Annotated in this window: 17 protein-coding genes and 8 pseudogenes; 11 read left to right on the top strand and 14 right to left on the bottom strand. The window is 35.8% G+C overall.

The annotated features are described in order from the left end of the window. Positions 1 to 26 precede the first annotated feature (26 nt). From purE to glyA, 9 genes and pseudogenes are all read right to left on the bottom strand, one after another. Positions 27 to 536 carry a 5-(carboxyamino)imidazole ribonucleotide mutase gene (gene purE, locus L950_RS00690; protein WP_021188838.1) on the bottom strand — a complete coding sequence of 170 codons (510 nt, stop codon included), beginning with the start codon at positions 534 to 536 and terminating at the stop codon, positions 27 to 29. Between the two features lie 6 nt (positions 537 to 542). Then, positions 543 to 1684, bottom strand: a pseudogene (locus tag L950_RS00685) (5-(carboxyamino)imidazole ribonucleotide synthase). Positions 1685 to 1708: 24 nt separating this feature from the next. Next, on the bottom strand, positions 1709 to 2212 hold the full coding sequence (locus tag L950_RS00680; protein ID WP_021188837.1) for an NADH-quinone oxidoreductase subunit B: 504 nt from the start codon (positions 2210 to 2212) through the stop codon (positions 1709 to 1711). A gap of 94 nt (positions 2213 to 2306) precedes the next feature. Next, positions 2307 to 2710 (bottom strand): annotated as a pseudogene (locus L950_RS00675) (NADH-quinone oxidoreductase subunit A). Between the two features lie 354 nt (positions 2711 to 3064). Continuing rightward, positions 3065 to 4401, bottom strand: a pseudogene (ffh, locus tag L950_RS00670) (signal recognition particle protein). Positions 4402 to 4556: 155 nt separating this feature from the next. Further along, positions 4557 to 5239 (bottom strand): annotated as a pseudogene (locus L950_RS00665) (zinc metallopeptidase). Between the two features lie 216 nt (positions 5240 to 5455). Continuing rightward, complete coding sequence (locus L950_RS36125) at positions 5456 to 5602, bottom strand: hypothetical protein (RefSeq protein ID WP_316930484.1); 147 nt, start codon at positions 5600 to 5602, stop codon at positions 5456 to 5458. A gap of 2 nt (positions 5603 to 5604) precedes the next feature. Next, positions 5605 to 6045, bottom strand: a complete 441-nt coding sequence (locus L950_RS00660; protein WP_316930483.1) for an RNA polymerase sigma factor — start codon at positions 6043 to 6045, stop codon at positions 5605 to 5607. A gap of 242 nt (positions 6046 to 6287) precedes the next feature. Further along, positions 6288 to 7557, bottom strand: a pseudogene (gene glyA / locus L950_RS00655) (serine hydroxymethyltransferase). A gap of 409 nt (positions 7558 to 7966) precedes the next feature. Here glyA and L950_RS00650 point away from each other — a divergent pair. The 8 genes and pseudogenes from L950_RS00650 to L950_RS00620 all read left to right on the top strand — a co-directional run bounded on the left by L950_RS00650 (position 7967) and on the right by L950_RS00620 (position 15531). Beyond that, positions 7967 to 8320, top strand: a complete 354-nt coding sequence (locus L950_RS00650; RefSeq protein WP_021188834.1) for a HesB/IscA family protein — start codon at positions 7967 to 7969, stop codon at positions 8318 to 8320. 235 nt (positions 8321 to 8555) lie between these two features. Beyond that, positions 8556 to 11967: pseudogene (gene ileS, locus L950_RS00645) on the top strand (isoleucine--tRNA ligase). 3 nt (positions 11968 to 11970) lie between these two features. Further along, positions 11971 to 12357 (top strand): TraR/DksA family transcriptional regulator, encoded by a 387-nt coding sequence (locus L950_RS00640; protein WP_021188833.1) that lies wholly within the window; start codon positions 11971 to 11973, stop codon positions 12355 to 12357. A 60-nt stretch (positions 12358 to 12417) separates the two neighbouring features. After that, positions 12418 to 13068, top strand: coding sequence for a lipoprotein signal peptidase (locus L950_RS00635; protein ID WP_021188832.1), 651 nt, complete (start codon positions 12418 to 12420; stop codon positions 13066 to 13068). A 55-nt stretch (positions 13069 to 13123) separates the two neighbouring features. Further along, positions 13124 to 14073: pseudogene (locus L950_RS36965) on the top strand (M20/M25/M40 family metallo-hydrolase). A gap of 17 nt (positions 14074 to 14090) precedes the next feature. Next, the gene (locus tag L950_RS34785; protein ID WP_262506932.1) at positions 14091 to 14702 is read left to right on the top strand and encodes an SDR family oxidoreductase; all 612 of its coding nucleotides are present in this window, start codon (positions 14091 to 14093) and stop codon (positions 14700 to 14702) included. Then, positions 14672 to 14989 (top strand): sugar nucleotide-binding protein, encoded by a 318-nt coding sequence (locus L950_RS34780; protein WP_262506931.1) that lies wholly within the window; start codon positions 14672 to 14674, stop codon positions 14987 to 14989. The genes L950_RS34785 and L950_RS34780 overlap by 31 nt, the downstream gene beginning before the upstream one ends. 14 nt (positions 14990 to 15003) lie before the next feature. After that, positions 15004 to 15531, top strand: a complete 528-nt coding sequence (locus L950_RS00620; RefSeq protein WP_021188831.1) for an acyl-CoA thioesterase — start codon at positions 15004 to 15006, stop codon at positions 15529 to 15531. Positions 15532 to 15590: 59 nt separating this feature from the next. Here the strand turns inward: L950_RS00620 and L950_RS00615 are convergent, their stop codons facing one another. The 4 genes and pseudogenes from L950_RS00615 to L950_RS00600 all read right to left on the bottom strand — a co-directional run bounded on the left by L950_RS00615 (position 15591) and on the right by L950_RS00600 (position 18104). Beyond that, the gene (locus L950_RS00615) at positions 15591 to 15998 is read right to left on the bottom strand and encodes an EVE domain-containing protein (RefSeq protein WP_021188830.1); all 408 of its coding nucleotides are present in this window, start codon (positions 15996 to 15998) and stop codon (positions 15591 to 15593) included. Positions 15999 to 16008: 10 nt separating this feature from the next. Continuing rightward, positions 16009 to 16359 (bottom strand): gliding motility protein GldC, encoded by a 351-nt coding sequence (gene gldC, locus L950_RS00610; RefSeq protein ID WP_021188829.1) that lies wholly within the window; start codon positions 16357 to 16359, stop codon positions 16009 to 16011. Between the two features lie 157 nt (positions 16360 to 16516). Beyond that, positions 16517 to 16756 (bottom strand): hypothetical protein, encoded by a 240-nt coding sequence (locus tag L950_RS28310; protein ID WP_132843735.1) that lies wholly within the window; start codon positions 16754 to 16756, stop codon positions 16517 to 16519. Further along, a pseudogene (locus L950_RS00600) lies at positions 16756 to 18104 on the bottom strand (DEAD/DEAH box helicase). The gene L950_RS28310 and the pseudogene L950_RS00600 overlap by 1 nt, the downstream one beginning before the upstream one ends. 186 nt (positions 18105 to 18290) lie before the next feature. Between L950_RS00600 and L950_RS34775 the strand changes: the two are divergent. The 3 genes from L950_RS34775 to L950_RS00590 all read left to right on the top strand — a co-directional run bounded on the left by L950_RS34775 (position 18291) and on the right by L950_RS00590 (position 20735). Next, entirely contained in the window at positions 18291 to 19700 is a 1410-nt protein-coding gene (locus L950_RS34775; protein ID WP_262506930.1) for a S46 family peptidase, read from the top strand. Further along, positions 19646 to 20428, top strand: a complete 783-nt coding sequence (locus tag L950_RS34770; RefSeq protein WP_316930486.1) for a S46 family peptidase — start codon at positions 19646 to 19648, stop codon at positions 20426 to 20428. Before L950_RS34775 ends, L950_RS34770 begins: the two co-directional genes overlap by 55 nt. Before the next feature lie 127 nt (positions 20429 to 20555). Then, positions 20556 to 20735: a hypothetical protein gene (locus tag L950_RS00590; RefSeq protein ID WP_021188827.1), complete on the top strand. Its 180-nt coding sequence runs from the start codon at positions 20556 to 20558 to the stop codon at positions 20733 to 20735. A 133-nt stretch (positions 20736 to 20868) separates the two neighbouring features. Here L950_RS00590 and L950_RS00585 read toward each other — a convergent pair whose 3' ends face one another. After that, positions 20869 to 21663: a GLPGLI family protein gene (locus L950_RS00585; RefSeq protein WP_031287608.1), complete on the bottom strand. Its 795-nt coding sequence runs from the start codon at positions 21661 to 21663 to the stop codon at positions 20869 to 20871. Position 21664: the final 1 nt, after the last annotated feature.

The raw sequence follows: 21664 nt of genomic DNA, 5'->3' as shown, positions 1-21664 counted from the left end.
CTTTATTTTTATAATTATATTCACACTTAAAAAGTCATTTTTTCGACTTCTTCAGCTGTTTCAATCACTTTTGCGGCTAATTCAGCTTTAAAAGCGATGATATTTTTTTCGATTTCTTTATCTTGTGTTCCTATTATCTGTGCGGCAAGGATACCTGCATTTTTCGCTGCATTCAATGCCACTGTCGCTACAGGAATACCATTTGGCATCTGTAAGATCGATAATACAGAATCCCATCCATCAATTGAATTAGATGACTTTACCGGAACGCCGATAACAGGCAGATGCGTAATTGATGCTACCATACCTGGTAAATGTGCTGCTCCACCTGCACCAGCAATAATAACTTTCAAACCTCTTTTCGCCGCATCTTGCGCATAATCAAACATTCGTTGCGGCGTACGATGTGCGGAAACAATCGTTACTTCGAAAGGAACTCCCAATGTTTTTAATACATCTACTGCATCTTGCATTACAGGTAAGTCTGATTTACTTCCCATAATAATTCCAACTAAAACCTGGTTCAATGTTGACATATATTTTTAAGCTTTTACTTTTAAAATTTCTTGTACTTTTCTAGCATTACTGATGGCTAATTCACGGTCGTCATTGATAATACACACGTGTCCCATTTTACGGAAAGGTTTAGTGAATTTTTTGCCATACAAGTGTACATATACACCTTCCATAGCCAGAATCTCTTCTACACCCTCGTATTTTGCTAATCCTTCATAACCTTCTTCACCAAGAAGATTTATCATCACTGCATTAGTTCGACAACGTGTATCGCCTAATGGCAAATTAAAGATCGCTCTCAAATGTTGTGCAAATTGAGAAACATAGTTCCCTTCTATTGTTTGATGACCACTGTTATGTGTACGTGGCGCAAGTTCATTGACTAATATCTCACCGTCTTTTGTTAAGAACATCTCAACAGCTAGAAGTCCGACAATCTGTAAATCATTGGCAATCTTCTTCGCTAATTCTTCTGCTCGTTGCTGAATATCGAAACCATATGTTGAAGGTGCTATTAAAAACTCCACAAGGTTAGCTTCAGGATTAAACTCCATTTCTACCATTGGAAAAGTTGCAACATCACCATCATCATTTCGTGCGACTATAACAGCTATTTCTTTTTCGAAATCAACCATTCTTCAATTAAAGAGGGTTCATCAAAAGCAGTTTCTAAATCATCAACTGTGTTTATCTTCTTCACTCCCTTACCATCATAACCATCTTTACGCAGTTTTTGAATATAAGGAATAGTCAAATTTGTATTTTTAAGATTCTCTTTGGTAGAGATCAGCTGAAATGCCGAAGTTGGAATATCATTTTGTTTAAAAAACTGCTTTTGCAATCCTTTATCTTGTATAAGACGAATGATACGCGATTGTGGATAGACAAGTACACCTTCTTCTTCCAATTTTTCTAAGGCATCCACATTTACCTTTTCGATCTCAATGGTAATCATATCAAGATCTTTTCCAAAATTGTATACAGTTTCAAAATCGCTCAGAGAGCCACATTCAAAACGATTGCATAATTTACGGCAAGGAGCATTCTTATCTGGATCAAGAATGTGAACATTAACGTTATAATTAATGGCCTCTTGAATCAACATACGGCCCAATTGACCACCGCCAAGAACACCTAATTGCAAATCACCATAAAAATCTTTTCCCATGTCTATTTTTCTATTTCTATTCTATTAAGCTTTTTGGTTAAACAACTGTTCTCCCAATAAACTTTCTTTTTCAATTTTCTTTTGTAGTTCTAAAAATGCACCAATCAATGCTTCTGGTCTCGGAGGACAGCCTTGCACATATACATCCACCGGTATAACGCGATCAACTCCCTTTACAACATGATATCCATGTTGCCAATATGGCCCTCCACAATTTGAACATGATCCCATCGAAATCACATATTTTGGTTCTGGCATCTGTTCATATAGCTTCCGAATACGATCGGCCATTTTAAAGGTTACCGTCCCTGCTATAATCATCACATCCGACTGTCTAGGTGAAGGACGAGGAAAAACCCCTAATCGATCGAGATCATAATTAGCAGCCATGGCTCCCATCATCTCGATGGCACAGCAGGCTATACCAAAACTAATCGGCCACATCGATGATAGTCTTGCCCAATTCAGGAGATCGTCCAATTTGGCTACAATAACACCATTATTCTGTATTTGACTTTCTAAACTCATGATGTTGCTCCTGGTTTTTTGAATCTGGATTTAAAAGCTATTTTTGGGGCTACAGGCATTTCTTCATTAGCTTTTTCTGCAGTTGCTTTATCGTCTAACTGCACTGTATACGCCTTAAGGGATAAGTTGCTTGATTAAGGCCATCATAAGCAGTACTTGGAATACTGACATTGACCTTTGGTCGTTGATGTATCGGCTTTACCCATTCGAGATCGCCCTTTACCCACACAAAAATCAACCCTATAATAAGTATACCTACAAACAATGCCATTTCAATCAGAGTAAACCACCCCCATCTTCCATCGGCGGCAATGTATTCGGCCTGTCCAAATACAGTAGCCCAAGGAAATATGAAAATGAGCTCTACATCAAAAAGTAAAAATATAAGTGCAATAACATAAAATCTTGGGTTAAATTGAACCACGAAGAGCCTACTGCGTCTTCACCACATTCATAAGTACTTAATTTTTGAGGAGTAGGTTTATTTACAGAAAGCATTCTTCCTGCCATAATTGTCATCGCAACTAAAAATATGCCTACCAAAATTATGATAAGTATCTTTCCGTATTCCGATAATTGCCCGGGGTCATCCATTGTTTTACAAAGTTAAAAAATAATTCTATTACAATCAGAACTAAGTCTAAAATACAAAAAAATAAATACGAATTGTCAAAAGATACCAGAGAATCCATGCCCTTATAGCTCATTTATTTCATCTTTGATAACTCTATGACAATGGGCCAGCTGCGACGCCCCATTTACAATCGAACTGGCATTTTTATATCTCTAAAAAAATACCCTAAAAATTATGCATTTTTAGGGTATTCAAGGATATAAAAAATAATTTCTATCTTATTTCCCTGGCATTTTAGGCATGCTTTTCATTAATTTCGCTGCCATTGCCGGGTTTGACATCTGTTTCATCACTTTTCGCATATCGCCAAACTGCTTCATTAACTTATTCACTTCATTGATATCCGTACCTGAACCTTTGGCAATACGAGAACGTCTTTTTTGATCGATCGCATCTGGATTTTCTCTTTCAAATGGAGTCATTGAATCAATAATTGCTTCAATTGGCTTGAATGCATTATCATCTACTTCAATATCTTTCATAGCTTTACCGACTCCAGGAATCATACCCATCAAATCTTTCATGTTACCCATTTTTTTGATTTGCTGAATCTGCGATTTAAAATCGTTGAAGTCAAATTTATTTTTGCGAATTTTCTTTTGAAGCTCTGCGGCTTCTTTTTCATCAAATTGTTGTTGTGCTCTTTCTACTAAAGAGACAACGTCACCCATACCCAAAATACGGGAAGCCATACGATCCGGATAAAACACATCTAATGCATCCATCTTCTCGCCTGTACCGATAAATTTGATTGGTTTGTTTACAACAGATTTAATTGATAATGCGGCACCACCACGAGTATCCCCATCTAGTTTTGTTAATACTACACCTGTAAAATCCAAACGGTCATTGAATGTTTTAGCTGTATTCACAGCATCTTGACCAGTCATCGAATCTACAACAAAGAGAATTTCATGCGGTTGAGTAGCTTCTTTTACGGCAGTAATCTCCACCATTAAAGGCTCATCAATAGCCAAACGACCTGCAGTATCAATGATCACTACATTATGTCCACTTCTTTTTGCCTCCTCTACTCCTGCTTTTGCAATAGCGATTGGATCTGTAGAATTACGGTCTACATAAACCGGAACACCTACTTGTCCTGCCAATACTTCCAATTGGTCAATTGCCGCAGGACGATACACATCACCAGCTACTAATAAAGGCTTTTTACCTTTTTTATCTTTTAAGTATAAAGCTAATTTCCCTGAGAATGTTGTTTTACCAGCACCATTTAATCCGGCGATTAATATAACAGTCGGATTTTAGAAGCTTCTAATTCAGTAACAGAGCCTCCCATTAACGCTGTCAACTCATCATTCATGATTTTGGTCAACAATTGGCCGGGTGAGATACTTGTTAATACATTTTCACCTAACGCTTTTTGTTTAACATCATCTGTAAATGTCTTTGCAGTTTTATAATTCACATCGGCATCTAATAATGCCTTACGAATTTCTTTCATCGTTTCTGCAACGTTGATCTCGGTAATACTACCTTGGCCTTTTAAAACCTTAAAGGCTCTATCTAATTTATCCTGTAAGTTCTGAAACATGATAATTGTAAGTCTATGCTATTATAAAAAGCAAAGTTAAAAAAATAGTCGGAAGCTGAAGCATATAGAATTCAATTCCAAGGATTAATACATAAAAAAAGCGAACATTTATAAAAACATTCGCTTTTTTGTGCTTTTAAGTTTCCTTAAAGCCCTTAGTCTCTTCTTCCAAATAGTAGGGAAGCATAATATAATAGGGTAACCAAAGCACTTAATGCCGCTACTACATATGTCATTGCAGCCCATTTTAATGCATCTTTCACACCTTCATCTTCTGTCGAACTGTAAGTAACACCATTATTGCTTAACCAGGCTTTCGCGCGATTGATGCATCAAATTCTACCGGAAGCGTCACGAAACTAAAAATTGTTGTAATTGCTAATGCTGCAACTCCTATTGCTAGAACAATATAGTTCTGTGAAAAGGCCATCAATATAACACCCAACATCAAAACCCAAGATGTCAATTTTGAAGCGAAGCTCACCATGGGTACCATGGCAGATCTAAATCCTAACCATTTATATGCCGTAGCATGTTGCACAGCATGACCACATTCGTGAGCAGAAACTGCCGCTGCAGCAATACTCCTTCCACTGTAAACTTCAGGGCTTAGATTTACTGTTTTATCTGCTGGATTATAGTGGTCACCTAAACGATCAGGGATCGAAACGACCTTCACATCATAAATACCATTATCATAAAGCATTTTTTGTGCAATCTCTGCCCCTGTCAATCCACTCGTTAAAGGAATTTCAGAATATTTTTTAAACTTATTTTTAAATCGGGTTTGAACGATCAGGCTTATAACCATGATCCCTATAAATAAAATCCAATACATAATATTTTCTTTTTTGTTTTAGTAGTTACTTATCAAAATACATTCCACCTTGTCATAACAGACAAATTTCACATACTAATGTACTAAAATCATTCATTAATACATAAAAGAACAATAAGTGAAACGAAAATATGACATTATTACATAGAAAGTCAAAAAACAAAAGGGATGCCCTCATCGGTTCATCCCTTTTAAATAGTATTATATTGTGTGATACTAACCGATCTGCAACATCAAACTTTGGCCTTCGATCATCTTACGAAGGTTGGCTAATGCATACCGCATACGTCCCAATGCAGTATTGATACTCACTTCAGTGATATCAGCTATATCTTTAAAGCTCATATCGCAAAAATGTCTCATAATCAATACCTCTTTTGATCATCAGGAAGTTTTTGAATCATTCTCTTCAAATCGATATCACGCTGTTCTCTTAACATTTTTGATTCCACATTTTCATCACTGAAATCCAATACATCGAAAATATCAAAACCTTCGGTATTGACAATACTCGGAGCTCTTTTCTCTTTTCTAAAATGATCGATAATCATATTATGGGCAATGCGCATAACCCAGGGCAAGAATTTACCCTCGTCATTATATTTCCCTCCTTTTAATGTATTGATTACTTTTATAAAAGTTTCCTGAAAAATATCTTCTGCAAGATATTCATCTTTTACTTTCATATAAATGGATGTGTATATTTTTGATTTATAACGTTCTAACAAAGCTGCTAACGCTGTTTCTTTACCATCTAAATATATATGGATTAATTCTTGATCCGTCTTTTTATTTAAAATACTCATACTTCACCTATTTTTAGCAGTTACCAAATTAATTTTAATTACAACCTGTTTAAAAAGTAGATGTCTGTCGTATAGTATTTCGTTTATATAGTGATCAATTTTCGTATACTCAAAACAAGAGAAAATTATCGAGTAATCAAATTATTACAATGGAATTTAAGACTTTTTAACATTTGAACAGAAAAAGTGCCCTGATTTTAAATCAAGGGCACTTTTTATACTGTGATATGTTAACGTACTTCTTACTTATAAAGAGGGAAACCTGCCATCATCTCTTTTACCTTAGCGTGGATTTTAGCAAGTTCTGATTCGTTTGATGCATTTACGATAGCTGCATCAATTAATTCACCGATTTGTACAATCTCAGTTTCCTTGATACCGCGAGTTGTAATGGCTGCTGTACCAAAACGAACACCTGAAGTAACAAAAGGAGAACGAGAATCAAAAGGAACCATATTTTTGTTAGTTGTGATACCCGCTTTTCCTAAAACTGCCTCTGCTTCTTTACCAGAAATATCTTTATTACGTAAGTCAACCAACATTAAATGATTGTCTGTACCGCCAGAAATAATTTTGTAATCTCTTTCTACGAAGAACTGTGCTAAAGCCGCTGCGTTTTTCTTTACTTGAACAATATACTCCATATATTCGTCAGAAAGAGCTTCACCGTAAGCAATAGCTTTAGCAGCAATAGTATGCTCCAAAGGTCCACCTTGTGTACCTGGGAATACTGCTAAATCTAACAACTGTGTAATAGTTCTTGTTTCTCCTTTTGGTGTTTTTGCACCCCAAGTGTTTTCGAAATCTTTACCTACCATGATCATACCGCCACGTGGTCCACGAAGTGTTTTATGGGTAGTAGTTGTTACGATATGACAATGTGGAAGTGGATCATTCAACAATCCTCTTGCGATAAGTCCTGCTGGGTGAGAAATATCCGCTAAAACCAAAGCTCCAATTTCATCAGCAACTTACGGATACGCGCATAATCCCAATCACGAGAATAAGCAGAAGCACCACAAATAATCATTTTTGGTTTTTCACGAAGTGCTGTTTCTTCTAATTGCTCATAGTCAATTAGTCCTGTATCTTCTTTTACACCATAAAACAAAGGTTGGTAAATTTTACCTGAAAGATTAGCTGGAGAACCGTGTGTTAAGTGACCACCATGCGATAAATCAAGACCTAGAATTTTATCACCTGGTTTAATTGTTGCTAAAAAACTGCTGCGTTGGCCTGTGCTCCTGAATGTGGTTGTACGTTTACCCATTCTGCACCGAATAATTGCTTAGCACGGTTGATGGCAATAGTCTCAATTTCATCGACTACCTCACAACCTCCATAGTAACGTTTTCCCGGTAAGCCTTCAGCATATTTATTTGTCAAAACTGAACCTGCAGCTTCCATAACTTGTTTTGAAACGAAGTTTTCTGATGCGATTAATTCGATACCCTCCTCTTGGCGTTTCAGCTCATCAGCTATCAAATTGAAAATGGCTTGATCTCTTTCCATTGTTTTAATCTAGTGTAAAATATGAATATTATGATTTTAGTCTACAAATATAGTATAATACTTAAAAAAGGCCTCAAAAAACAGGCTTTATTATTACGAAATTTCACAAAAACCCCTTATTTATTAAAATTCATTAAAATGAAAAATTCAAATATCTCCTGATTCTTTCCTACATATGATGCACATAAAATCAATAAAAGAAAGTTGCTCATCCACAAATAAATATCAATATCAGGAATCCCATGACGATCAAATTGATGTTAATACATATTACTTTGTAACATGTTACGAACCGACCGATGTCCGATATTGGCAATCAATGTGTTTAATCAATGTCATAAATTAGAAGCAGTCCTATTTTCTATTAAAATTATGTAATTTTGTTTAAGTTGGTTAAAATATTATCACGATGAGTACAGAGACTATAACAGAAAAAGCTCCCTTGACATTAACTGAAGGAGCGATAAAGGAACTAAAAAAACTGAAGGATCAACAAGAAATTTCAGATGATTTTGGATTACGTATTGGTGTTGAAGGTGGCGGTTGTTCTGGGATGAGCTATATTTTAGGATTCGACCAGAAAAAAGAAGGTGATAGCGAATACAGTATTTCGGGAATTAGGGTATTTATGAACAAAGCACATGGTTTATATTTAGCTGGGATGGAAGTTGATTTTAGAAACGGTTTAGATGCACGTGGTTTTACCTTCAACAATCCAAATGCTTCCAGCACTTGTGGTTGCGGAAGTTCTTTCTCTGCATAAAGAATTAAAAATATACAGACAAAGCCCAATATTCAGTGAATATTGGGCTTTTTTTATTTATGAATCCTATTGATATGATCACTCCTTCAAGTTGAAATATCACTTTTTAGATTGATTATGCTATACAACCTGATGTTAAAGGTTGTATTTACCTTAAAAGGGTTGTTTTTTAGCTTTTACCTTTCAGCTTAATTGATTAAATTAGCGACCTTTAGAAAAAGAATACGAGACACTGATGTATAAAGAATATAAGCAGCTTAATTTGCCGGAAATAGGCAAAGAAATATTGACCCGTTGGGAACAGGAAAAAATATTCGAAAAAAGTATCACAAACCGTCCAGGAAATAAAACGTACACCTTCTATGAAGGTCCTCCTTCTGCCAACGGTATGCCTGGTATTCACCATGTAATGGGGCGTGCAATCAAAGATATCTTCTGTCGTTATAAAACTTTAAAAGGATTTCAAGTAAAACGTAAGGGCGGATGGGATACGCACGGCCTTCCAATTGAACTTGCTGTTGAAAAAAAACTTGGCATTACTAAAGAAGATATTGGTAAGAAAATATCTGTTGAAGAGTACAATGATGCCTGCCGTACAGAGGTAATGAAATACACTGATGTATGGAATGATTTAACTATAAAAATGGGGTATTGGGTAGATCTTGAAAACCCTTATATTACCTATGAAAATGAATATATTGAAACACTTTGGTACATCTTAAAAGAATTTTATAAAAAGGGTCTTTTATACAAAGGGTATACCATACAGCCTTATTCACCTGCGGCAGGAACAGGATTGAGCTCACATGAACTAAATCAACCTGGTACTTACAAAGATGTAAAGGATACGACAATTGTCGCACAATTTAGATTAATCAAAAATCAATTGCATCCAGCAATTGCCACTTTAGTGGAAGATGACTCTGAAGATGTAGCTTTCATTGCTTGGACAACTACGCCTTGGACATTACCTTCCAACACGGCACTGGTCGTTGGTAAAAAAATAAACTATGTAAAAATTAAAACTTTTAATCAATATACAGGGACACCGGTTTCCGTTATATTGGCTAAAGATTTAATCCCTAAACATTTCAAAACTGAAGGAAAAGACGCATCGTTTCAAGATTATAATTTAGGTGATAAGGTTATTCCTTGGGAAGTCGCGGCAACTTTTACGGGCGAAGAGCTTGTTGGTTTACGCTATGAGCAGTTGATGCCTTATATCACGTCAGATGAACTACAGGAAAAAGCTTTCCGTGTAATCCCTGGAGATTTTGTAACCACAGAAGATGGTACAGGTATCGTGCATGCTGCACCAACATACGGCGCAGATGACTTTAGAGTAGCTAAAGAGCAAGGTGTACCGGGAATCTTGATCAAAGATGAAAATGGCAAAGAGGTACCTACTGTGGATCGTACAGGTCGATTTGTTAAGGAAATCACTGACTTTGCAGGTCGTTTTGTTAAAGAGGAATATTATTCGGATGCTGAACGTGCCGATAAAGATTTCCGACCTACAGATGTGCTTATCGCCATAAAATTGAAAGAAGACAACAAAGCTTTTGATGTTAAAAAATACGAGCATACTTACCCACACTGCTGGCGTACAGACAAACCTGTTCTCTACTATCCTTTGGATAGCTGGTTTGTTAAATCGACCGCTGTTAAAAATGATTTAGTTGCACTAAATAAAACCATTAACTGGAAGCCTGAAGCGACTGGTACTGGACGCTTTGGTAATTGGTTGGAAAATCTAGTTGACTGGAATCTATCACGCTCACGTTACTGGGGGACTCCCCTACCTATCTGGCGCTCTGAAGATGAGAATGAAGAAATCTGCGTTGGTTCTATGCCTGAATTAAAGGCTTTATTGGAAGCATCTCTGGTTTCTGATGTATTATCTGAAAAAGAAAAAGAAACTAACAAAGCATATTTGGATAAATTCGGAACTGAAAAACTCGATCTGCATCGTCCTTATGTAGACGATATTGTATTTGTATCGGATGCGGGTCAAAAATTATTCCGTGAACCTGATTTAATCGATGTTTGGTTTGATTCTGGTGCTATGCCTTACGCACAGTGGGGTCTAGACTATGAAAAACTTGCAATAGGAGAAGCACTTCCATTTAAAGAAGGTTATAAAGAAGCATTTCCGGCAGACTTCATTGCGGAGGGAGTTGATCAGACACGTGCTGGTTCTTCACACTTCATGCAATCTCAACGATGTTACAAAAATCGGTTGCATTCAAAAATGTCATTTCGAATGGATTGGTTTTAGATAAAAATGGTAATAAAATGTCTAAACGCCTTGGTAATGGGATTGATCCATTTACCATGTTAGATAAATATAGTGCTGATGCAACACGTTGGTACATGATCAGCAATGCTTCACCATGGGATAATTTAAAGTTCAATGAAGAGGGGCTGGATGAGGTACGTCGTAAGTTTTTCGGAACTTTATATAATACTTATGCATTTTTTGCTCTGTACGCTAACATTGATAAATTTAGTTATAGTGAAGCGGATATTGCTTTAGAAAACCGTCCTGAAATAGACCGTTGGGTAATATCACTATTGAACAGTTTAATTAAAGAAGTCGATGAATTTTATGCGGACTTCGAGCCCACAAAAGCGGCACGTGCCATACAAATTTTGTTGACGAGCATTTAAGTAACTGGTACGTTCGTCTTTGCCGCCGTCGTTTCTGGAAGGGAGAATATTCTGAAGATAAGATCTCTGCTTACCAAACTTTATTTACTTGTTTGGATACGATAGCGAAATTGATGTCTCCTATCTCGCCTTTCTTTTCAGACCAGTTGTATCTAGATTTGAACAACGCTACGGGTAGGGAAACTTTTGAATCTGTGCATTTAGCAAATTTCCCGAATTATCAGGAAAAATTGATCGACAAGGATTTGGAGGAGCGTATGTCATTGGCTCAAGATATTTCATCCCTTACCTTATCACTGCGCAAAAAAGTAGGCATCAATGTACGACAACCGTTAAACAAAATCTTACTTCCGGTACTGGATAATAGCTTCCAAGAACGTGTAGAAAAGGTAAAAGATTTGATACTTTCCGAAACGAATATTAAAGATATTCAATTCATTACGGACACGACAGGTATCATCAAGAAAAAAATTAAACCGAACTTTAAAGCTCTTGGCTCGAAAGTTGGTAAAGACATGAAGTTAGTGTCTGCAAAAATCAATGCACTTTCTACAGAAGAGCTTGCAAAATTGGAAAGCGATGGTGAAATTTTATTAGCCGATACACCTTATACAATTCAATTGAGCGATGTAGAAATTATAGCAGAAGATGTTGCTGGCTGGCAGGTCGCTAATTTAGCTAAATTAACCGTAGCCCTGGATATCCATATTTCTGAGGAATTAAAACAAGAAGGATTGTCAAGAGAGTTGGTTAACCGTATCCAAAACCTAAGGAAAGACAAAGGTTTTGAGGTTACTGACCGTATCCGTGTTTTAGTTAGCAAAGATGCTGATATTGAGAGCGCAACGAATGAAAATTTATCTTATATTTGTACCGAAATTCTTGCGGATTCATTGAGTTTCGAAGAATCACTAACTACCGGAGATAGCATTGATATTGACGGAAAGGAATTGAATGTTTTAATCGAAAAAATTTAAATTATGGCAACTAATAACGAAAAGACACGCTATAGCGATTCAGAGCTACAAGAATTTAAAAGCATTATCTTAGAAAAACTAAGAATTGCAAAAGAGGAACTTGCTGCCTTAACAGCCTCTCTAAATAATAGTGATGCAAATGGTACGGATGATACTGCTGGTACTTATAAAACTTTGGAAGATGGTTCTGCCACTTTAGAAAAAGAACAAACGAATCAGTTAGCTGCTCGCCAACGAAAATTCATCGACAACTTAGATGCGGCTTTAGTTCGTATTGAGAACAAAACTTATGGTATTTGTAGAGAAACGGGAAAATTGATCCAAAAGGAAAGATTGAAAGCTGTTCCTCACACTACGTTAAGTATCGAAGCTAAAAATAAACAGTATTAATATTTTTTAAATACAAAAACATAATGGTCTTTACCAAAAGTAAAGACCATTTTTACAACTATGAAAGGCTATACTAAACCAGTAATTCTGATTATTCTCGTTCTTTTAATTGACCAGATATCAAAAATATGGGTCAAATTAAATATGACCATTGGTCAAAGTTATGAGGTGATTGGTAAATTTGTACAAATCCATTTTATAGAGAATAATGGAATGGCCTATGGAATGGAATTTGGTGGCGAATTTGGGAAACTGATGCTAACACTTTTTCGTATTATCGCTGTCGGAGCAATCGGCTATGGCCTGCATTACATGGTTAAAAAGAAATATAATCGCGGATTTATTCTCAATATTGCCTTAATCTTTGCAGGAGCACTTGGAAATATTATCGACTCTACTTTTTATGGTATGATCTTTAGTGAAAGCACCTGGTACGATAAAGCTTCATTATTTCCTGCAGATGGAGGATATGCAACGATTTTCCATGGAAAGGTCGTTGATATGCTCTATTTTCCACTGATTAATGGAACATTCCCATCTTGGCTCCCGATTTGGGGTGGTCAAGAATTTCTATTCTTTCGACCGGTATTCAATATTGCTGATTCTGCAATATCGGTGGGGGTTGTGCTGATTCTACTCTTCCAAAAGAAATATTTTAAAGAAGAGAAAGAAGAAAAAACAAGTATACATAGTGAAATCGTAGAAGATTAATAACGACTTCTAAAAAGTCTTGAATTTTCAAGGCTTTTTTTATGAACAACTACAAATGATAAAATTATATATTAAATGCATCCTTTTAACACTTTTCAGTGTTCTAAGTTTACAAGGAATTGCACAATACAGCAATCCTGAACTCGTAAAAAAACATATCAACTATCTCGCAAGTGATAAAATGAAAGGTCGCGGTACAGGAAGCAAAGAAGTATTCAAAGCGGCAGATTATATTGAAAAATATTTTAAAACACTTAAACTTCAACCGTTAGGTGAAAAAGGATTCAGACAATCGTTTGATGCTAAAGTATGGAAAGTTAAAGTGAGTGACAGCATTCGCAAAGCAGATAACATCATTGCATTTTTAGACAATGGCGCTCCACTTACTATTGTAATCGGGGCACATTATGACCATTTAGGAACTGGTCATCAAGGCAGCTCAAAAGACTCTCTCGGTGTTGGTAAAATACACAATGGAGCAGATGATAATGCTTCAGGCGTAGCGGTTTACTGGAATTAGCACGTTATTATAGTACGAATAATTTAAAGGAAAGTTATAATTTTCTTTTTATCGCATTTGGTGCTGAAGAGTTAGGATTAATCGGATCAAAATATTTTACCGAACACCCAACTTTGCCACTTGATAAAATAACAGGTATGTTAAACATGGATATGATCGGCAGGTTAAATCCTGAACAGGGTGTTGCTGTAATTGGATATGGAACAAGTAAAAAATGGCCGGAAATATTTAAGGGTATCACACCTAAAATTAAGTTTTATACAGGTCATGATGGTAATGGTGGTTCTGACCAGACCTCATTCTATAAGAAGAATATTCCAGTTCTATTTTTCCACACAGGAGGTCATCCTGATTATCATATGCCAACAGATGATCCAGAAAAAATCAACTATTCAGGACTTACTGGAATTATCGATTTCGAGGTAATGGTTATCAACAATATGTTAAAACAAAGTGAGAAACTCGAATTCCAATTCACAAATTAATGATGGTTACCAACAAAGTGTTAATAACTGGGTCAAATGGGTTTTTAGGACAAAAACTAATCGATCTACTTAGTAAAAACCTCAATTATGAAGTTTTTGCTATTTCCATGAATAAAAACGACAATCCGAATGTAGCGAATTATCATTTTCAACAATTGGATTTGATGAATTCGGACCTTTTAAACACCTATCTGTCAGAAGTTAAACCAAATTACATCATTCACACTGCTGCAATCACAAGTGTTGAAGGGTGCGAAGCTGATAAAGTGCTCTCTGAAAAGATGAACGTTGAGGTAGCGAAGCAATTGGCCGATTATTGTAAGCAGACAAATGGTTTTTTAGTACAGTTATCCACAGACTTTGTTTTTGATGGCCAAAATGGTCCATATAAAGAGGATGATTCAACCAATCCATTAAGTGAATATGGTAAAAGCAAATTACGTTCAGAACAAGTTATCCATAACTCTGGATGTGAATATGCGATCTTAAGAACTATATTGGTGTATGGAATAAATGCTAATCCAAACCGCTCTAATTTAGTGCTTTGGGCAAAAGAAAAACTTTCAAAAAATGAACCGATAAAAGTGGTGAAAGATCAATGGCGCATGCAACGTTTGTTGATGATTTAGCTGAAGCCTGTCTTTTAGCTATTGAAAAACGTGCAACAGGAGTTTTCCACATCAGTGGGGAGGAAATGTTTACAATTGCTGAAGCAGTCTATCAAATTGCAGATTTTTGGAAATTTGACAAATCCTTAATTTCAGAAATTACGGCGGCATCAATAGGTCAATCTGAAAACAGACCACAAAAAACAGGGTTTATATTATCAAAAGCCAAGTCGATTTTGGGCTTTCAACCAACTCCTTTCAAAGCGAGTTTAGAAATAATCGATAAACAATACGGAATCTTCCGTTAATAATAAAAAAAGAGATGAAGGAGAAATGTGCTAAAGAGTCTACTACGGTAATGAATGAATTAGTATTACCGAATGATACGAATACTTTTGGTAATTTAATGGGCGGTAGATTGTTGTATTGGATGGATATCTGTTCTGCAATGGCAGCGCAGAAACACTGTAATAGTCCGGTAGTAACCGTATCGGTCGATAACGTTTCATTCAAAAGGTCCATTCGACTAGGAGAAGTTGTGACCATTGAAGCGAAGGTAACGCGTGCTTTTAATACTTCAATTGAAGTAAGAATGGAGGTGTTTGCTCAAAATCTTCCATTGGGAACAAAAGAAAAATCAAATGAAGCTTATTATACATTCGTAGCGGTAGACGAGCATGCCAAACCGCAGCCTATTCCGAAAGTAGTTCCTGAAACGGAATTGGAACATAGGCTTTACGACGAGGCAATGAGACGTCGTGAGTTACGCTTAATATTAAGTGGTAAGCTAGATCCAAGCAAAGCTACTGAATTAAAAAACCTTGTCAATTTATTTGATCACAAAGGCTAATTAAAAATGCCTCAGATGGTGTATCTGAGGCATTTTAATTTTAATTAGTGCAAACGCTATTATTCAGAGCCTAAAGCCACTATACGATCAAACTCTTCAGCCTTTAGTGGCATTACAGATAATCTTCCTTGACGTACTAATGCAACATCCTGTAAAAATTCATCTGCTTTGATCTGCTCTAGTGTAACTGATTTTTTAAATGTTTCGACCGGAGCTAAATCTACGACTACCCATTTCGGATCTTCAGTTGTAGGATCCTGATAGTATTCTTTTACAACTTTTGCAATACCCACCACTTCTTTTCCTTCATTGCTATGGTAAAATAAAACAAGATCACCCTCTTTCATTGCTTTAAGATTGTTACGGGCTTGATAATTACGTACACCATCCCAAAACGTCTGACCATCTTTATTAAATTGCTCCCAGCTGTATTTGAAAGGTTCAGATTTGACCAAAAAGTAATTCATATCGAAAAAATTAGTTTTGTTGTTCTAATACTTCCATTTTATCAGCAAAGTGAGCGCAATAATCACGTAAATCTGCGATTACTTTCTCTGCCATAGGATCACCGCCTGAAGAACGTAGAAATGAATCTCCTAATGTCTGTAAGGTCTCATAGAAAAAACGTTTCATCTCATCATAAGGCATATCTTTAGTCCATAAATCGATACGCATTGAGTTTTTATATGCAGAATCCCATAATGCTAAAAACATGGCTTTGGCAGGAAGTTCATCAGAAGATTCACCATCATTAGAAGACCAAGTAATTTTGTCAGGCACGTTTGCATCATCCAATTCAACCTGTAATTTTATTTCTGCTTTTTTCATTAGAATATGATTTGTTTTAATAATGAGTGTTAGCTTTTACTAATTATTAAGCTGGTTTCACTCGGTTTTTAAAGGCTATGAAGCTACTCTGAACATGTTGATTTCTATATGATATGCTCAAGACTGTTTCATATTAATAATGCTTTTTACAAAAGGCTTACGCTATTTTTATAATAAGTGTTAAGATCGCGACTACCACTATAAAACCCAACTCATAGAGCCAAAGCTTTTTATTTTGTTTGACAATAATCCGGAAGAAAATATCCACCAATAGTAATACCACCATTAAGATCAACAGCGCGGTCATAGACAGTAATGGTTTCGTATCGGACATATCCTCTACAAAATACCAAGCTACTAAGCATGCCGATACGATATTAATTGGTGTAAGTCTCACTATTTTGTTCTATAATTTCTTTTAGTAGAAGTTTTAGGACCTTGTTTATTAGACTTGAACCCCGATGCACGCTGTGATGCTTTTGCTTCTTTCTGCTTGATTGCAAATTTCTTCTCGTGGAACGCTCCTTTAAAATCTGGATCTTCTTTTCGTTTTTGAATATCGATTTCTTTGGCAATAGCCTGGCGTTCGAAATATGGTGTTTCTTCGATAAAAACTTCATCTGGTAGTGGAGCAACATCAACAGACTGACGCATTAGCTTTTCAATTTTTCTGAAATAATATTTTTCTGCATCATTGCAAAAAGTAATAGCATCACCAGAATTAAATGCACGGCCGGTACGTCCGATACGGTGTACGTAATCTTCTGTCACTATGGGAACTTCAAAGTTAATCACATGAGAAACATTTGAAACATCAAGACCACGTGCTGCTACATCAGTCGCTACTAAAATTCGTATATTTCCTTCTTTAAAGGCATTAATAGATTGATACGAGTATTTTGACCTTTATTAGCATGTATAACCCGTACTTGATCTTTACCATATTTTCGTTCTAAAAAGGCAAAAACATTATCCGCAACTGTTCTTGTTTTGCAAAAAACAATTAAACGATGAAATGATTCATCATCTTTCAATAGATGTTGCAATAAATTGAGTTTTGTTTTTTGGTTAGGAACGAAATAAACTCTCTGACTCACCGTCGAAGCTGGCGTTGCTTGCTCAGAAACTTCTATAACCGTTGGAAAAGCTAAGAAATCACCAGCAATTTTCCGAACCAGCTCTCCCATTGTTGCGGAGAATAATAAATTTTGTCTTTTTCGAGGCACGACTTCCAAAATACGGTGCAATTTAGAAATGAATCCCATATCCATCATCTTATCGGCCTCATCCATCACCAAAAATTTCAATGATTTCACATTAATATGACCTTCTAAATATAAATCTAAAAAGCGCCCCGGTGTCGCGACAATTATGTCTACTCCTTTTTCAAGGTTTTCAATTTGGGTTTTAGGCCCCAAACCACCATATAAAACGACTGTACGTAAATCAAGATATTTTGAAAATGTCTGGATATTTTCCTCGATCTGCATAGCAAGTTCGCGGGTTGGCGATAAAATTAAAGCGCGTGCATCTTGACCTTGCGCATATTTCAATTTCATTAATATAGGTAAGACAAATGCAGCCGTCTTTCCAGTGCCTGTTTGCGCTACTCCCATGATATCTTGACCAGCTAGAATCGGTGTAATAGCTTTTTGTTGTATTTCTGTTGGAACCGAATAACCTGCTTCTTCAATTGCGTTCAAAAGCTGCTTATTCAATTTAAAATTTTCAAATGTTTGCTGCATTTTACAAAGATAATGAAAAGCATCCACATGCTTATCTTATGCATTAAATGATTATCAGATTGACGTAAAACTGACATAACTGTTTCATTATTATTGTTAAAAAGATGCTTCATTGGTCGCATTTTGATTTAAAGCAGAATTAAAGCACCTTTGTAGTAAATAACTAAACTTTTTTATCAAGTTTGTATGAAAAAATTATGGATCTTATTGCTGCTTATCACAGCAAGTATGACCACATTCGCAGATGAAGGAATGTGGTTCTTAATGCACTTGAAGCGACTTAATGAAGCTGATATGCAAAAGAAAGGATTGAAACTGACGGCTGAGGAAATCTACAGCATCAACAATTCAAGTTTAAAAGACGCAATCGTACAATTCAATGGTGGTTGTACTGCAGAAATCGTTTCTGACCAAGGCTTAGTATTCACAAATCACCACTGTGGATATGGTGCAATTGCAGAATTATCAACTCCTGAAAATGACCACTTAACAAATGGTTTCTGGGCAAAAACAAAATCTGAAGAACTAAAACCGAAGTCTTTGTTCGTTCGCTTCTTTGTTCGTATGGACGATGTTTCAAAAAGAATTTTGTCATTAGTAAATGATAAAATGTCTGAATCTGAACGTCAAAAAATCATTAATCAGGAAATCGCTAAAATCGAAAAAGAAAACAGCGAAAACGGTAAATACATCGTCAATGTAAAATCATTTTACAATGGCAATGAATATTACTATTTCGTTTATCAAGATTTTAACGATGTCCGTTTAGTAGGAACTCCTCCTAACAGCATAGGTAAATTTGGTGGTGATACAGACAACTGGGAATGGCCACGCCACACAGGAGACTTTTCTATCTTCCGTGTATATGGGGACAAGAATGGTAACCCAGCAGAATATGCTAAGGAAAATGTTCCTTTAAAACCAAAACACTTCTTACCGATCAGTTTAAAAGGTTTTAAAGAAGGTGATTTTGCTATGATATTGGGATACCCTGGCCGTACCAATCGTTGGATGCCTGCAGGAGGAATTGATCAAAATGTAAAGTTTGCTTACCCTGCTTGGGTAGAAGCATCAAAAACAGGAATGGATGCCATGAAAAAATACATGGACAAAGATCAAGCTGTTAAAATCAATTATGCTTCTAAATATTCTCAAGTAGCTAACTACTGGAAAAATCGCCAAGGAATGATCGACGCTTTAACGTTGCACAAAACTGCGGTGACAAAAGCTCAAGATGAGGCTAAATTTAACAAATGGGCTAATAAAAAAGAGAATAAAGCAGAATATGGTGATGTAATTGCTACGATTAATGCTTATTATGCTGCTACGAATGAAAAAGCACGTCATGATAACTATTTAAGTGGTATGATCCGTTCAAGTACATTAGCCGCTTTACCGTTTTCAATCGGAAATGGATTGGATTTATATGTAAAGTCTAATGAGGCAAAACGTAAAGAGTTATTACCGAAGTTGCAAGGAGCAATTGCTTCAAGTTATGAGAAATTATACTTACCTCTAGAGGAAGATGTATTGATTGATGAATTGAACCTATATGCAAAAAAGGTGGCAACATCGCTCCTTATGTTGCACAACTAGCTGGTAAAAACAACAATGATCTAACATCATATATTCGTGAAGCTGTCAAAAATAGTATTTTTGCTTCCGAAGAAAGACTTAAAAACTTTTTAGACAATCCGACAGCGTTAGCGTTAGATAACGATCCATTGTACAAATTATCGACAGCATTATTAAATAAATACCGTGAGTCTTCGCCTGCAGATAAAGAAGCAACGGATAAATTCGAGGCTGCACACCGTAAATATGTTGCTGGCGTATTAGCATCTAATCCAAAAGGAAAATTCTATCCAGATGCAAACAGCACGTTACGTTTAACATATGGTTCTATTAAATCGTTGCCTGCAGATAAACGTAATGATGCTGCACAAAACTTCTATACGACTTTGAAAGGCACTATTGCTAAGTACAAAAAAGGAGACGAAGAGTTTGATTTGCCTCAGAGATTGATTGATTTGCAAAACAATAAAGATTACGGTCGCTATGCAGATAAAGCTGGATACCTTCCGGTTAACTTCTTAAGTGACAATGATATAACAGGTGGAAATTCAGGTTCTCCTGTAATAAATGGAAATGGCGAACTAATTGGCTTGGCTTTTGATGGTAATATTGAAGCGATGGCAGGTGACGTTATTTTTGATCACAAATTGCAACGCACGATATCTGTAGATATTCGTTACGTTTTATTTGTAATTGACAAATTTGCTGGAGCTACCAATATCATTAGTGAATTAAAAATTGTAGAATAATCATATTTCACAATTTTTAACAGAAATTTTTCTGAAAAAATATTTTCTATTAAATTGGTTTTTGTATATTTATTGTGTTAATTAGAGTAATAAACAAGACCATAAAACTAAAATTATAATTATTAAAATGGAAAACTACGTAAAATTAAAAGAGTTAGTAGCATCAATCGAAGGAGATGCAGACAAATTTTTCAACAATGGTAACTCTGCTGCAGGTACTCGTGTACGCAAAGGATTACAAGACATTAAAACATTAGCACAAGAAATTCGTAATGAAGTTACTGCTAAGAAAAATGACGGTAAATAGTTTTTATTTATCTTAATCAAAATAAAAGGCGCTTTAAAAGCGCCTTTTATTTTGCTATTATTTTTTTATATTAATAAAGCCCTTAAATGTAATATTTAAGGCTTTATTAATAATATACAGCTTTCTTACTCAATTACAAAGTAGCTAATTGCATAATATATTTTACGGTATCTTTGTTCAACCACTGCGAAATAGTGGATGTAAATTGATCAATCATTTGCTTACGGCTCATTGTTTTAGTCTTCTTATTTTCAAAAACCTTCTTATCCATTACAATAGTATTGCTCAATTCTACCTTCGTAGCAAAATAAGATACGTGTTGACTTGGTACCACGAGACCCAAAATCATACCCGGCAAGCCACTTATAGACTCAGGGCCTCCACTAACTGGAATTTCATTTGCATAGAAACCTATTACATAAGTTGAATCGGAAGTAAATCCATTTGCCCGTCGACATGTATAACCTGCTATATCGCGGTACTCATCAGTAATACGCCATTGAATTTTTTTAACGGAGTCCTGAATGATAATTTTATCACCCATCATATCATTAAAACGTTTATAATCCTTCGTTGCTAAATTTGATAAAGTCTGCGCATCAAAGTCCAGAGCAAACATCATAATTAGTTGCTTTGCTTTCATATCCAATTCCTGTCCAGCGACCGGTTGAAATAGTGTTTCATTTCCATTGAATTTAAGGGTCTTCTTTAAAACAACATTCTCTGGAATATTTGGAAGCATCTGTTCAAACTGAGTTCTGGAATTACCATCAGCTTTGGCAATAAACTGTTTATTAACGATGTTCTTCATATACATCGTTTTATCAAACGAGATGGTACCGACCTTAGAAAAAAGTGTATACTGTGCTTTAGCGAGCGTACTGCAACATAAGAGTATAAAAAGTATTCCGTAATTTAGTATTTTCATG

This window comes from Sphingobacterium sp. IITKGP-BTPF85, assembly GCF_001006065.1.
Taxonomy (GTDB): domain Bacteria; phylum Bacteroidota; class Bacteroidia; order Sphingobacteriales; family Sphingobacteriaceae; genus Sphingobacterium; species Sphingobacterium anhuiense.
This window is presented reverse-complemented; position numbering and strand designations above follow the sequence as displayed.

Coding starts and splice junctions, on each gene's coding strand:
- purE (WP_021188838.1), bottom strand. CDS start 536: ATGTCAACATTGAACCAGGTTTTAGTTGGAATTATTATGGGAAGTAAA.
- L950_RS00680 (WP_021188837.1), bottom strand. CDS start 2,212: ATGAGTTTAGAAAGTCAAATACAGAATAATGGTGTTATTGTAGCCAAA.
- L950_RS36125 (WP_316930484.1), bottom strand. CDS start 5,602: ATGAGACATTTTTGCGATATGAGCTTTAAAGATATAGCTGATATCACT.
- L950_RS00660 (WP_316930483.1), bottom strand. CDS start 6,045: ATGAGTATTTTAAATAAAAAGACGGATCAAGAATTAATCCATATATAT.
- L950_RS00650 (WP_021188834.1), top strand. CDS start 7,967: ATGAGTACAGAGACTATAACAGAAAAAGCTCCCTTGACATTAACTGAA.
- L950_RS00640 (WP_021188833.1), top strand. CDS start 11,971: ATGGCAACTAATAACGAAAAGACACGCTATAGCGATTCAGAGCTACAA.
- L950_RS00635 (WP_021188832.1), top strand. CDS start 12,418: ATGAAAGGCTATACTAAACCAGTAATTCTGATTATTCTCGTTCTTTTA.
- L950_RS34780 (WP_262506931.1), top strand. CDS start 14,672: ATGGCGCATGCAACGTTTGTTGATGATTTAGCTGAAGCCTGTCTTTTA.
- L950_RS00620 (WP_021188831.1), top strand. CDS start 15,004: ATGAAGGAGAAATGTGCTAAAGAGTCTACTACGGTAATGAATGAATTA.
- L950_RS00615 (WP_021188830.1), bottom strand. CDS start 15,998: ATGAATTACTTTTTGGTCAAATCTGAACCTTTCAAATACAGCTGGGAG.
- gldC (WP_021188829.1), bottom strand. CDS start 16,359: ATGAAAAAAGCAGAAATAAAATTACAGGTTGAATTGGATGATGCAAAC.
- L950_RS34775 (WP_262506930.1), top strand. CDS start 18,291: ATGAAAAAATTATGGATCTTATTGCTGCTTATCACAGCAAGTATGACC.
- L950_RS00590 (WP_021188827.1), top strand. CDS start 20,556: ATGGAAAACTACGTAAAATTAAAAGAGTTAGTAGCATCAATCGAAGGA.
- L950_RS00585 (WP_031287608.1), bottom strand. CDS start 21,663: ATGAAAATACTAAATTACGGAATACTTTTTATACTCTTATGTTGCAGT.